11 protein-coding genes are annotated in these 13,478 nt (G+C 29.2%); 8 read left to right on the top strand and 3 right to left on the bottom strand.

Translation table 11 applies throughout. The features are described from left to right. Positions 1-47 precede the first annotated feature (47 nt). The 4 genes from Q4Q34_RS04220 (at position 48) to Q4Q34_RS04205 (ending at position 4,203) form a co-directional block, all read left to right on the top strand. Positions 48-428 (top strand): HYC_CC_PP family protein, encoded by a 381-nt coding sequence (locus Q4Q34_RS04220; protein WP_408611548.1) that lies wholly within the window; start codon positions 48-50, stop codon positions 426-428. Positions 429-613: 185 nt separating this feature from the next. After that, positions 614-1,330 (top strand): heavy-metal-associated domain-containing protein, encoded by a 717-nt coding sequence (locus tag Q4Q34_RS04215; RefSeq protein ID WP_303318521.1) that lies wholly within the window; start codon positions 614-616, stop codon positions 1,328-1,330. Further along, positions 1,331-3,565, top strand: a complete 2,235-nt coding sequence (locus Q4Q34_RS04210) for a TonB-dependent receptor (protein ID WP_303318520.1) — start codon at positions 1,331-1,333, stop codon at positions 3,563-3,565. A 242-nt stretch (positions 3,566-3,807) separates the two neighbouring features. Further along, the gene (locus Q4Q34_RS04205; RefSeq protein WP_303318519.1) at positions 3,808-4,203 is read left to right on the top strand and encodes a heavy-metal-associated domain-containing protein; all 396 of its coding nucleotides are present in this window, start codon (positions 3,808-3,810) and stop codon (positions 4,201-4,203) included. Between the two features lie 271 nt (positions 4,204-4,474). Here the strand turns inward: Q4Q34_RS04205 and Q4Q34_RS04200 are convergent, their stop codons facing one another. The 3 genes from Q4Q34_RS04200 to Q4Q34_RS04190 all read right to left on the bottom strand — a co-directional run bounded on the left by Q4Q34_RS04200 (position 4,475) and on the right by Q4Q34_RS04190 (position 10,106). After that, the gene (locus tag Q4Q34_RS04200) at positions 4,475-4,984 is read right to left on the bottom strand and encodes a hypothetical protein (protein ID WP_303318518.1); all 510 of its coding nucleotides are present in this window, start codon (positions 4,982-4,984) and stop codon (positions 4,475-4,477) included. 159 nt (positions 4,985-5,143) lie between these two features. After that, positions 5,144-8,980: a CHAT domain-containing protein gene (locus Q4Q34_RS04195; RefSeq protein WP_303318517.1), complete on the bottom strand. Its 3,837-nt coding sequence runs from the start codon at positions 8,978-8,980 to the stop codon at positions 5,144-5,146. 19 nt (positions 8,981-8,999) lie between these two features. Next, positions 9,000-10,106 carry a hypothetical protein gene (locus Q4Q34_RS04190; protein ID WP_303318516.1) on the bottom strand — a complete coding sequence of 369 codons (1,107 nt, stop codon included), beginning with the start codon at positions 10,104-10,106 and terminating at the stop codon, positions 9,000-9,002. 187 nt (positions 10,107-10,293) lie between these two features. Between Q4Q34_RS04190 and Q4Q34_RS04185 the strand changes: the two genes are divergently transcribed. The 4 genes from Q4Q34_RS04185 (at position 10,294) to Q4Q34_RS04170 (ending at position 13,379) form a co-directional block, all read left to right on the top strand. Then, positions 10,294-10,452, top strand: coding sequence for a hypothetical protein (locus Q4Q34_RS04185; protein WP_303318515.1), 159 nt, complete (start codon positions 10,294-10,296; stop codon positions 10,450-10,452). Positions 10,453-10,536: 84 nt separating this feature from the next. Beyond that, on the top strand, positions 10,537-10,689 hold the full coding sequence (locus Q4Q34_RS04180) for a hypothetical protein (protein ID WP_330444585.1): 153 nt from the start codon (positions 10,537-10,539) through the stop codon (positions 10,687-10,689). Positions 10,690-10,775: 86 nt separating this feature from the next. Next, the gene (locus Q4Q34_RS04175) at positions 10,776-12,707 is read left to right on the top strand and encodes an ATP-binding protein (RefSeq protein WP_303318514.1); all 1,932 of its coding nucleotides are present in this window, start codon (positions 10,776-10,778) and stop codon (positions 12,705-12,707) included. A 3-nt stretch (positions 12,708-12,710) separates the two neighbouring features. After that, complete coding sequence (locus Q4Q34_RS04170; RefSeq protein WP_303318513.1) at positions 12,711-13,379, top strand: response regulator; 669 nt, start codon at positions 12,711-12,713, stop codon at positions 13,377-13,379. Positions 13,380-13,478: the final 99 nt, after the last annotated feature.

Raw genomic sequence — 13,478 nt, 5'->3', positions numbered from 1 at the left:
TTTTGTATTTTTGTTCTGTGATAAAACTATTATATAAAGGGTTTTCAATGCTTCTGGCATTACTGGTTTTGTTTTCGACAGTATCTTTTACTATCGAAAAACATTTTTGCGGTGATGTTTTAGTTGATATTTCCATTTTTACTGAAGTGGATAAGTGTGCTATGGAAACTTATGAAATCGCTTTAGAGAAAATCACGAAAAAGCCGTGTTGCAAAGATGTTATTGATGTTATTGAAGGTCAAAGTGAATTAAAGTTTTCTTCATTTGAAGATTTAGATTTTGAGAAACAACAAATCATTGCGTCTTACACATATGCTTATTTTAGTCTTTTTGAGGAGTTACCTAAGTTAACAATTCCTCATAAAGATTATTCTCCCCCTAATTTGGTCGTCGACATACAAGTGTTAGACCAAGTCTTTATAATTTGATTTATTGTCATTTCTGTCTTTCGTCTTTAGTTTATACTGAGCATAGCTGAAGCACTCAAGATGAACTGAAGCAGGAATCTCATCAATTATAGATGAGTTTGAAATAGATTCTCGCCTTACTGAACAAGTTCAGTATGAATTACGGGAATAACAATCAAGATTATTCAATCAAATTATTTTTCAAAATGAAACATACATATACAATTACAGGTATGACCTGCAACGGTTGCAGAATATCGGTAGAAGATAAGCTTAATGCTATTGATGGTATTTCAAGTGCTAAAGTAAATTTAGAAAAAGCGGAGGCCGCTATTGAGATGTCAACACACATTTCGTTAGAGGTACTCCAAAAGGCGTTATCGGATAAGTATTCGATTTCAGAAAATAGTGTATCAAATATAAGTGACTTAAAAGAAAAGAAATCAGAGTTTAAACAGTTATTTCCGTTGTTTTTAATCTTCGGATATATCACCGTTGCATCCATCTTAATAAATTATAGCCCATGGAACGGAACCGATTTTATGCTTGACTTTATGGGGCTTTTCTATATCGTTTTTAGTTTTTTTAAACTTTTAGATTTAAAAGGCTTTCCAGAATCCTTTAAAATGTACGACCCGCTGGCCAAAGTAATGCCTGTTTATAGTTGGGTATACCCGTTTATTGAATTAGCATTAGGAATTTTGTTTTTGATGCGCGTCCAAATCCCAATAGCCTTAATAATCACGTTGGTTATTTTGGGAATAACAACCATAGGAGTTACAAAAACACTTTTAAAAAAGAAAACGATTCAATGTGCTTGTTTGGGAACTGCACTAAAACTCCCCATGACTAAAGCAACATTTATTGAAAATAGTATTATGATCGTTATGGCAATTATCATGCTAATTAAGACTTACAATTAAATGAAAAACATAGTATATATATTATTAATAGTTCCGATAATGATGTCGTCTCAAAGTAAAATTAGTGGGATCATCATGGAAGCAAATGAAAAAAACGAACCCATTGGTTTGCCTGGTGCTAATGTATATTGGTTAAATACATCTGTTGGAGCTGTAACAGATATAGATGGGAAGTTTAGCATCCCATACAAAAAGGATTACACACAATTATTAATTAGTTATGTGGGATATAAAACTGATACCATAACAATTTCGAAGCCTGAAATGGTAAGGCATTGGTTGCAGCCAACTGATAATTTAGATGCTGTTACAATTAAATCCAGAAAACAAGCCACATCAAAATCATATTTACAAGCTGCTAATGTGTTTACTGTAAGTAGTGATGAATTGTTAAAAGCAGCTTGTTGTAACCTTTCCGAGAGTTTTGAAACCAATCCCTCTATTGATGTGAATTTTGCCGATGCCGTTACGGGAACGCGGCAAATAAAAATGCTGGGACTTAATAGTCCGTATATTTTAATTGCTACCGAAAACATTCCGTCAATTCGGGGGGCTTCACAAGCTTTTGGGTTGAGTTTTATCCCTGGAACCTGGGTGGAAAGTATTCAAATAACAAAAGGGGCAGGTAGTGTTGTAAATGGTTACGAAAGTATAGCAGGACAAATAAATGCAGAATTGGTAAAACCAACAACTGATGATAGGTTGTTTGTGAATCTATATGGGGCTAGCAGTGAGCGTTTAGAGTTAAATACTCATATCAATACAAAAGTGAGTGATAAATGGCATACAGGTTTGTATTTGCATGGTAACACCCATAATAAAGAACACGATGTTAATGATGATGGTTTTATGGATATGCCCAAGTATAATCAAGTTAATATTATGAATCGTTGGCAGTATACTAATGCCGAAAAAGGGTTTGTGAGTTTTATAAATCTGAAATTTTTAAATGATGAAAAACAAACAGGACAACTTGGTTTTAATCCGGATACTGATAAGTTGACAACTGGAGTTTGGGGGAGTGAAATTGATACAAGGCGTTATGAAGTATCGGCTAAATTAGGTTATGTGAATCCAGAGATCCCGTACCAGAGTTTAGGAGTTCAAACAGCATTTAGTAGTCATAAACAGGATTCTTATTTTGGATTGAATCAATATGATATCACTCATAATAGTTTGTATGCCAATGCTATTTATAACTCTATTATTAGCGATTCCAGACACAAAATAAAAACAGGAGTGAGTTATACTTACGATCATTACGATGAATTTGTCAATACCACAGCGTATGAAAGAACCGAAAGATCTGTAGGAGCATTTTTTGAATATAATTATGACAATTTAGAGAAGTTGAATGTAACGGCAGGAATCCGTATAGATGACCATAATTTATTGGGTACATTTGTAACACCTCGTTTACATGCACGTTACACGCCCTGGGAGAAATCGGCATTACGAGCATCTTTTGGACGCGGAAAACGTAGCGCTAATATTTTTGCTGAAAATCAACAGTTATTTTCAACCTCAAGAAATATTAACATTGTAAATACTAACGGAACTATTTATGGTTTAGATCCAGAGATTGCATGGAATTATGGGGTGTCTTATTTGCAAGGGTTTAACCTTTTTGGAAGAAAAGCAGATATCACTTTAGATTTTTATAAAACGGATTTTAAAAACCAGGTGGTAGTTGATTATGAAAACCCGCAAGAAGTGAGCTTTTATAATTTAGAAGGCGATAGTTACGCAAATAGTTTCCAAGTAGAACTTAATTATAATGTGTTTAAGCATTTCGACTTACGAACGGCTTATAAATATTATGATGTAAAAACGGATTATAATTCTGGTAAATTATCAAAACCATTAGTGCCAACCCATCGTTTATTTGCAAATGTATCTTACGAGACTAAAAAGCAAGACGACGGTCAACACTGGAAATTTGATGCAACCTATAATTGGTTGGGAGAGCAGCGTTTTTCTTCAACAGAAACGAATCCTGAACATTATCAATTATCAGACAAAACACCAACATTGGCGACATTAAATGCACAAGTAACTAAAGTGTTTTCTCCAAAATTTGAAGTATATTTAGGAGGTGAAAATATTACCAATGTGAGACAAAATAATCCTATTTTAGGGGCAGATGACCCTTTTGGTTCAAATTTTGATACCACATTTGTATATGGTCCCATTTTTGGGAGTATGTATTACGCAGGGTTGCGATTTAAAATTTAAATTCCTGCGAAGGCAGGAATCTTATGAATAGAAACTAAATGTCTGGTCGAGCTTAGTCAAGCCTTTTTTTGTATTTCTAGATTGCATTCAACCAGACAAAGTAAAAGACTTGTCATTCAGAACGAAGTGAAGAATCTTTTGAATTAAATAAATTGCCAGGACTTTTGCTAAGTATCGCAATGACACTAAAAGAATAAAAAATCAGATTCCTGCCTTCGCAGGAATGACAAAAAATATAAATTATGAAAAAAATAATAACAGTATTAGTAATATTAATAACAACAGTATCGTTTGCCCAAAACAAAAATGCCAGAGCCTCTATGGAAGTTGATGGTGTTTGTTTAATGTGTAAAACCAGAATTGAAAAAGCAAGTTTAAATACTAAAGGGGTGAAGTCTGCGGTATGGAATGTAAAAACCCATGAATTGAAACTGATTTATGACGAACGAAAAACAGATTTAAAGACCATACAAAACAAAATTGTAGCAGTAGGACATGATACTAAAGAATTAAAAGCAACAGACGAAGCTTATGCTACGGTACATCCTTGTTGTAGATATAGAGATGAAGCCGTTAAAGATGATCATAAAGAAGGTAAAGAAAATGAACATGATGATAATGACAGTCATAATCATTAATATTTAAAATAACATTTGATCTATTGTTTAAAGAATTTGACGTAATTAGATACATTCATAAAAATCCCTTGTGAAAATTATACTTTTTCGGATTTTGAAGAAACATAAAACCCCAAAAATGGCCAGTGTGGTACAAAAAGGGGTTTTCTTTTTTCTTGAGACATGAAAAAACTAAGAACAATTGACTTCAAGGTGTTATTTTGTTAAAATCAAAAGTTCATCGAATTCTGAATGAGCCTAATTAAAAATTTATAATTTTTTTTCAAAAATATTAATACATACATAGATGATAAATCTTGTCAGATGGGATTTTAATAGTATTAGTTTTACCTATTTCTGTTAAATTTAATTCAAGTTTAAAACTTAAAATAATATGTTTTTTTTCTAAACCTGTTTCATCAGTTTGTATGTTTATATTAAGTAAATTATCTCCTTCGTTTGGTTTAGATATAAGAATGTTAGAAGGAATATAAATAAAAGAATTTTTATTATTAGATATTTTAAAATCAATACTATCTTCTTCACCTCTAATTCGATATGGCCAAGTGTATATTTTATTTTTTTGAGTTTCTTTTTGTTCTACAATAATTAGGCTGATAGCATTTAATACCCATGAAGATTGAGTCTTGTTAACAATATTTAAATCGATATCCATTTCTCTATAAGCTATAGTTGTATCGTCTTTCCATTGTGGGAATTTATCATTTAAGTTTTTATAATAGTTCGAGTTTCTCTTGCTTTTTAAATCTTCTCCATCTTTTGGATTGATTTTTAATTGCATAATTGAATCGTACACTATGAAATGTCTATTTCCAATAAAGTAAGTTTCAGTAGTTAAAGATTGTTGTTGACTGAAACAAATAAATGGAATTGTAATACATATTAAAATACTTCTTTTAATTGACATATATTTAAAATAAAAATGAAAGCGTTTTTAGATTTAGTTTATCATGATGTAACCTGCTGAAAAATCACTACCCCAGCTTGTTTTTAATTTTTCTTTAGCATATTTGAAAGCTCGAAATTTATTGTTGGTTTCAGAAAATTTTCCGTAAAAATATTTCATAAATTCTACAGTTATTTCTGAATTTACTTTCCATAAAGTAGAAATAATACTTTTTGCACCAGCTATTTGAAATGCTTTAGAAATACCTATAATTCCTTCAGCATTTATACTAGATCCGATACCAGTTTCACATGCAGAAAGCACAACTAATTGGGTGTCTTTTAAGTCTATTAGTTGGGCTTCTTTTCCATCTAATAACCCATCATTATTTTTGTTTTGTTGATCACAATCACAGCCAGAAAGTTTTAAGTAATGATTTACAAAACTTTCAAAAGGGGTTTTTATATTTTTTTTACGATAATTTCCGTGAGTCGCTATATGTAAAATGGTAGGCGAGCTAATTTGCTTTAAAACATTTTCTTTAGCATGTTTACCTGTTAAAGAGCTTACCTCCCATTTTTTATTTTTTAGCAAAGTACTTATAAAATCAATTTCTTTGATAGTTTCAGGTAGGGGAGGTGTCTTATTTCTAGATGTGGTGATACATTTACCAGATAAATTAAAATCAGGGTTTCCTATTAATACAGCATTAGGTTTGATCTTATTATTTTTATAGTTCTCAGTATGTTTTTTTAATTTGACAACATTACTAGAATTAATAACTCTAATAATTTCAATGTTCTCAGTGATTTTATTATTGTCATTCTCTAATAAATCAAATGGAAATTGATGAAATAAACCATCAGGAGATAAATAAATTTGTGTTTTTTCTTTTAAGTAAGGTTCTAGCGGTGCCCAAATTTTGTTATAAAGATTTTCTCTTTCTTTATGCATGAAATTAATTATGGGTTTTTGATTTGAACCATTTGAAAACAAGGCTTTTGTGAAATTTTTTTCATCTTTCCCATTAATTAACAAGGGTATCATTACTGGATTTGGACTTTCTTTTGTTAAAATATAGGCGATATATTTAATATTAAATTCATCAGTGTGGTTACTGTTATATTCAATGTCGCTATTTTCAGAGAAAATAAAATTATTGAAACGTATTATTTCCACTATAGCTTCCTGTTCAGTCAATGTTTTTTGCAAATCCATGAATTCCATTTTCTTTTTTTTAGGAAGTAAATTCATACCTTTAATTCTTAACTGTAAATTAAATAATTTAGCATCGAGTTCTTGAAGCGAGTTTTGGTAATACCCTTCCGTTATTGCATTTTCACGATAACTATATATGGCATTGTATGCATGCGTTATCTCTGAAATATACACTGTGGAATCTTTTGAAATAAACTTGTCCTTTAATAAATCGAAATTTTGATTTATATAGTTAATCATAAAATTTACATCAAAATATTTTTTTTGTATTCCTGATTGAGACCATGATTGAAACTGAAGTGACGGGAAGAATGACTTGATGCGATCAAATCCAGATTTAAATCGATTGTTATAATAATTAGCATGTAAAGCAAAGTCATTTAGGTTAACTCCTGCTCGTTCTAGTGTTTGATACCCATAAGCACCGTATTGATTGTAATTTATACCTCCATAACTAACATTGGTTAATTTATCACTTATTTTACTAGCTAATATGGAATACTCGTTTGAATTATTTCCGTTTTTTAAAAACTCAATTCGGGCTAGTTCATTTAATACTCTGCCTGTTAAGGAATGATAGAGGCCATAACGAGTAATTCTATTTCTTAAGCATTGCCATAATAATTTTTCGGCTCTATCTAATAGTAGTTTTTTATTTTGAAAACTACTATTATAAATGCAGCTAATAGCAAGATTAAAAGTATGAGTAATCGTTTTAGGGTGGAATGTTCCATAATATTTTTTGCTTAAATCTAATACGTTTTCATAGGTCTTTATTTCGCTTTGTTCTTCGAGGGATAAGGCCATTAAATCGACCAATAATATTTTTAAATAAGGAATATCTATAGATTTTAAATCTGAAATAATTTTATTTAAAATAGTTATGTCTTTTCTTTTTTTATAATTTAATAGGTTTTTATAAATCTTCTTTTCCGTTCTGTTTTGTATTTTACTAATAATATATTCGCAAGCGATCAAATCGTTTTCAGATAGTTTCATTCGTTCTAGTTCTTGATCAATAATATCACTGATATCATGACTTTGAAATTGATAGCCCGATTTATTTAATAAATCAGTTTGTAATTCAGGATCGTTAATTTGAAGTTGAAAGTTTAGTTTTTTTAATAATAAAGAAGATAAAGCTGTATGTCCAGATTTTTGATTAGTGAATATATCATATTGTTGATCATTCCAGGGGATTTTTAGCTCTTCAATGGCGTACCTGAGTAATTCAAAATCTCTTTCTATTGCAATTGAAAGAATATTACCGTAGTAATTTTCAAAGTTTCTGTCTTGGTAAATTCCTCCTATGCTCTCTGTGGTTGCTCCTTTAGATAGCAAAAGTTTAATAACATCTACTTGACTAAAATAAAAAGCCCACATTAAAGATGTAGCGTCATATATATCGGGATAATTAACGTTTACTCCAGATGCTATACTTTTTAATATTTTATTGCCATCATGTTTTCTAATGGCCTGGATAAGCTCATCAGAATTTATAGTGTTATTTACTTCTGTGTTTTCTTCCGTTTGTACGATAGGCTTTTTGCTTAATGTTGGTTTAATAGTTTCTATTTTTGGTTTTGAGTCAATATCATATACACATAAATTATTAGCATTTAGTATATAGATTTTGTTGTTTAGAATGATGAGGTCTTTTATACCTTCTTGCAATTCTTTAGTAGTATTTACTGTAACAATAGAACTTGTATTATCAGGGTTTATGGTTTTGATATTTATTTTATCTTTATTTATAGATATAATGTTGTCGTTATTTTTATAAGGATAGGCAAATCGAAAAGAACTTGAGCTAGCATTAATTTTAGATAGAGGTGTCAGTGATCCATTTTTTAAAACTAATAATGGGCTTTTGATCTGATATTGCTGAACTGCAACATGTGTTAGATATAATATTTTCTTTGACGTACTAAGATTTACCATAGCATTATAAAATCCTTGATATGAAGAAAATTTTTGAAACTGTAATATTCCATTAGTATTTATTTTAAAAACACCTATGTTGACATGGTGAAAAGAATATGCAAATAAATAATTGTCCTCTATTGTCAAATATAAAAGACCTTCCAGTATGTCATGTCTTTTACCGTTTATGGCCTGTATCTCATTTATTGAATTATCATGTACGCTATAAGCTTTTAAAAACGATTGGGTTTTGTTTTGTGTAGAACAGTAAAGAAATTTTTCGTTTTCAGAAATAATGATTAATCCTTTTGTGAACAGATTTTTTGTATTAGATAAAACCGACTTATGAATAAGGGATAATTTTTTTTTTGATTTACTAAAATGGTATTTTAAGATAGACCCCGAATTACTTAGAAGAAAAATAGTTTTATTGTCTTTGCCAATAGCAATATCTAGAATGTTTGGAGTTTCAATAGTTAGTAATTTTTTTAAGTAAAGCTCTTTTTTTAAAACAACTAGTTTTGAAATACCTTTAGGGATATTTTTTTGAAGAACAAAAATGTATTGTTGATTTGGGGAGGCTATTATTTTAAAAGCATTGTTGAGGTTTGAATAACATTCAATTAGCGAAATATTATTATTTTCGTTTTTATTTTGTTGGATGTTTTGGGTGTTTACAAGAGGAGAGAATAGTAAAGTTATTATAAATGTTATTGTAACATTTTTAATTTTTGAGAAGCTGTAGTTCATGTAAGTTTTATTATAATAGCTAATTGTTTTTTAGAAAACCTAACGAATACGGCTTTTTAAGTTCAATATGTTTTGGACTTATCGCATCATGGCCTTCAACAAAAAACATGAAATTCACTAATTCATTCTTATCGGCAATATTCCCCTTCACAGTAATAACCATATCTGTCTCAGAATTTGGAGGTAAGTAATCAAAATCATTATCCTTAATAACTTTGTAAACATAGTTTTGAGGAACCTCTTGCTGATTAATTGTTATGCTAAAGTTAGAAGTAAAAAACAAATCAGATTTAAGAATAGGCTGTTTTATTAGTTCATTTTTTTCTAAAGTTTTTAGAGTTAATCTGTCGATATAAAAGCGCTGTTTAGAATTATTTCTTAAAGTTAATTTTACCAACATTGAATCTAATGGAATTAAGGTTTTTTTATGATGCGCCCATGAATAAAAGTTGATTCTTGTTAACGTAATATCTTCATTAGAATTAGCTTTAAAAGTTCTAATTTTGGAGAATAAGCTAGCTGCTGAAATTTTATTTTGAGCTGATTTTTTGGGTTTTATTTTTTGCGTTAACAACGACTTTTTATGTGTTGCATTAAATTGATAGATAAAAAAGAAAACACTTAAAGTAAGAAGTAAAGGAAACAATAATTTAGAGTTTTTTAATTTATTTTTTTTTACAGGTTCATTATTGTTGTTAATAGTAGAGTTTGTATCTGTTAAATTATTGTTTGCTTTTTCTTTAAAAATAGAAGCAATTATTTCATCTTTTATTGGACTGTTTATATAATGTGCTTTTATTTCTTTGGGATATTCTTTAGGGATATTTTGAAACCGTTTTAAATGTTCACCATCGTAGTAATAAGAACTTAATATATCTAGGGTGACTCTATCAGGTATATTGAAGTCAGTAATAGCCTCTCCATTCAGAAATTTCCTCAAGTTAAGCGCTCTTTTAAAAGTTCTAGAGCCTCGTGTTTGTCCTTCTAACGACTCATATTCACTTATTCTTTCGCATAATTGGTTTTCACTATTGTTAGGGTACTTGGATTTCCATTCCTCTAAAATGGCATCTATGAGAAAAATAAAGCAATAAACTTCATCTTTATTTAGGTGCAGTTTTATCATGTTTAAATATAGTAAAAAATGTAGTGCTTATACTAAGGTAGTTATACTAGTGAGTCTAGACACGACTATACATGTCAACCATTTCAATTAAAACATTATCAATTTAGCATTGTAATTACAAGGCAATATAGTGTTGTCGAATAACAGAGAGGCCTCTCATTTTTCTAACAATTTAAAAGTTTAAAAAATGAGAAAATTAAGTAAATTTTTATTCGGAATTTTAATGATTACTAACTTATGTTTAACGTCTTGCACATCAACCAGTCTCGAAAATGAAGAACCACCAGAGGTTGTTACTATTGAAGGAGAAGAAGAAAAAGTTCCAGAAACTCCAGATGATGATTAAAGACATTATTTTAAAATGATAATATATTACATGTGGTTTTTCATTAATGACAATAATATTTGTAATTTTCTGATAAATTTAAAAATGAGAAAATTAAATGGATTTTTATTCAGAATTTTAATGATTACTAACCTGTTTTTGACGTCATGTACAACAAGCAGTCTTGAAGAAGAATCAGAAATGCAAGTTACAGAAGGCGATAAGAATGGGGTGATAGTAGAACCAGATGATAATTAAAGTAGGTTTTTATAATGAAAAGGTCGTATTATTACGACCTTTTCTATAATAGTAAGTGAATGATTTTTTAATAATATAAAGAAGTAATGGACTATAAATTACTTGTTATTGTTTTTATTTCTCTTTTGTATTCCTGTGAATATAAGGAAGCTGGTAATATAGAGAATCATAAGATGTTAGACAGTATTTCTAGCTATTATAACTTCTCAAAAGATAAAACACAAAACCCGGCAAAAAGAAAAGAAGCAATTAACAATGCATATAGATTGCTTTTTATGCAACCTAATGACACATTGCTTTATAAGGTATTGTACCGAAAAGCAATTATTCACAATGTTCTCAAAGAATACGATAGTTTAATTTACTACAATGCTTTGTTGTTGAAAAAAGCAACGATCAGCAACAATTATTACTATCAAGGAAAAGCAAATTATTTAAAAGCATACTATCTCAATACCGTTAAATATATGCCAGATAGTGCATTTTCTTATTATAATCAATCAAAAAATAATTTTATAATTCTTAAAGATAGCAGTGAAATTGGAAAAAGACTGCTGAATATGGCATATATTCAACAAAGTAACAGTGACTACTTTGGTAGTAAAGAGACGATTACTAATGCATTGAAATATTTGTCACTTAAAAAAGATGAAAAATATGTAGCTTCAGCTTATTATGTACTTGCATCTAATAACAAAAATCTATTAAATTTTGAGGATGCTATAGAATATTATAAAAAAGCCATTGAAATTACAAAATCGGATATAGACAAATTAGCCTATAAGAATAATCTAGCTATATTATATATAGAAAAGAAAGCGTATGGAAAAGCGATATCAATATTAGAAGTTATTATTAAAGACTCTTTAGTTCAAAAAAATGTAATAAAAAAAGCTAGGGCTATTGATAATTTAGCTTATGCTTTATGGCTTGGAAAATCTAAGAATGTTGAAAATTTGTTTTTTGATGCCTTAAATATTAGAGTTAAGCATAATGATAAATATGGATTACTAGCTAGTTATAATCATTTAGGGGAGTTTTATTTAAAAAAGGACTCTAAAAAATCTTTAGTTTGGTTTAACAAAGCATTAAAAACCTCAAAAACTATAAAGAATGCTAAAGGAGAAATAGAAGCATTAAGAGCTTTGATGAAAGTAGCTCCAAATAATCTTAAAATTAAAAATAGATATATCGCTTTAAGCGATAGTTTGCAAAAACAAGAATTAAAAGTAAAAACCCAATTTGCTAAAATTCAATACGATGATCAGCTTAAAAACGAAGAAATTCAAAAACTAAAAATACTTACAGTTAATCAGCAGTTAGAAGTTTCAATACAAAAAAGACAAAAGGTTATATATTTATTAATAGGAATTATATTAATTATTCTTGTTGTCTTTTATGTTTATTCATTAATTCAAAAACATAAAAAAGACAAAGTACAGGAAGTTTATAAAACCGAAAAAAACATATCCAAAAGAGTACATGACGAAATAGCAAACGATATTTCTGTTCTTACAAATTTTGTGGAAGACAATTTAGATTTAGGGAAGCCTTCCTCTAAAGAATTGTTAGAAAATAAACTCCACAATATATATTTAAGAGCACGAGATATATCTACCGATATTTCCAGTATTGACTTGACCGATTTTAAAAAGGAACTAAAGAATTTAATTGTTCAGTACAATACAAATCATGTTAATGTAATTACCAATCTAGATGATTACGATTGGCAGATGATAGCGGATTATAAAAAAATAGCTGTATACCGAGTGATACAGGAATTATTAATAAATGCTAAAAAACATAGTGGTTGTAAAAGGATAACTTTAATGCTTAATGATAAAGCACAGAACAGAATAATTACTTATACAGATAATGGTGTTGGATGTATTAAAAGCAATATAAAAAGCAATGGATTGGCTAATGCGGAAAATCGCATAAATAATATTAAAGGGACATTTAACTTTGACACAAGCTTAGGAAATGGTTTTAAGGCTACTATAATATTTCAAAAATAGCTAATGTATAAAAAAGTACTCATTGCAGAAGATCAACAAACAATAAGTAAAGGACTTAAAAGTTCTTTAGAAACATTTGGTATAGGTAAAATAGATACAACCCATTATTGCGACAATGCCATACTTAAAATAAAAGCAGCATTAAAAAAAAATATGCCTTTTGACCTTTTAATAACGGATCTTTCCTTTAAAGAAGATCATCATTCAAGAGATGTAAAATCGGGAACAGAACTTATAGAACAGGTAAAAAAAATACAACCAGACTTGAGGATTATTGTTTTTTCTATTGAAAACCGTGTTGGAAAGGTAAAAAAGCTTCTGGATGAATATTTTATAGATGCCTACATATCTAAAGGTAGAAGAGAATTTGAAGATATAAAAAAAGCATTGCAGATCGTTTTTGATGGAGGAAAATATTATTCCGACTCTATTTCTATGTTGCTTAGAAACTCCAGAAACATATCAGAAGTAAGTAATTCCGATACTTTAATTTTAAAATTACTGGCAGGTGGTTTAAAACAAAAACAAATTCCGGAATATTTTAAAAAAAATAATATTCCCTCTGGAAGTAAACGAAGTATAGAATATAGATTACAGGAATTAAAAACAATTTTTGGAGCAGAAACCCTTCCCCAACTTATAAGCATTACTAAAGATATTGGGCTAATTTAATTTTTATATTAAAAAAACATCTCTTTGCGTTTTACCGCAAGTTGGTTCTAGTTATTGATTTTACATTTATCCAAAATTAAGACTAATAATCATGGTATT

This window comes from Flavivirga abyssicola (assembly GCF_030540775.2).
GTDB lineage: Bacteria > Bacteroidota > Bacteroidia > Flavobacteriales > Flavobacteriaceae > Flavivirga > Flavivirga abyssicola.
Note: the sequence above shows the minus strand (reverse complement) of the source record. Positions and strands in the feature narration are given on the sequence as shown.

Excerpts from the sequence above, each read along its gene's own strand:
- Q4Q34_RS04195 (WP_303318517.1), bottom strand. The coding sequence starts at position 8,980 with ATGAACTACAGCTTCTCAAAAATTAAAAATGTTACAATAACATTTATA.
- Q4Q34_RS04170 (WP_303318513.1), top strand. The coding sequence starts at position 12,711 with ATGTATAAAAAAGTACTCATTGCAGAAGATCAACAAACAATAAGTAAA.
- Q4Q34_RS04200 (WP_303318518.1), bottom strand. The coding sequence starts at position 4,984 with ATGCAATTAAAAATCAATCCAAAAGATGGAGAAGATTTAAAAAGCAAG.
- Q4Q34_RS04215 (WP_303318521.1), top strand. The coding sequence starts at position 614 with ATGAAACATACATATACAATTACAGGTATGACCTGCAACGGTTGCAGA.
- Q4Q34_RS04185 (WP_303318515.1), top strand. The coding sequence starts at position 10,294 with ATGAGAAAATTAAGTAAATTTTTATTCGGAATTTTAATGATTACTAAC.
- Q4Q34_RS04180 (WP_330444585.1), top strand. The coding sequence starts at position 10,537 with ATGAGAAAATTAAATGGATTTTTATTCAGAATTTTAATGATTACTAAC.
- Q4Q34_RS04190 (WP_303318516.1), bottom strand. The coding sequence starts at position 10,106 with ATGATAAAACTGCACCTAAATAAAGATGAAGTTTATTGCTTTATTTTT.
- Q4Q34_RS04205 (WP_303318519.1), top strand. The coding sequence starts at position 3,808 with ATGAAAAAAATAATAACAGTATTAGTAATATTAATAACAACAGTATCG.
- Q4Q34_RS04210 (WP_303318520.1), top strand. The coding sequence starts at position 1,331 with ATGAAAAACATAGTATATATATTATTAATAGTTCCGATAATGATGTCG.
- Q4Q34_RS04175 (WP_303318514.1), top strand. The coding sequence starts at position 10,776 with ATGGACTATAAATTACTTGTTATTGTTTTTATTTCTCTTTTGTATTCC.
- Q4Q34_RS04220 (WP_408611548.1), top strand. The coding sequence starts at position 48 with ATGCTTCTGGCATTACTGGTTTTGTTTTCGACAGTATCTTTTACTATC.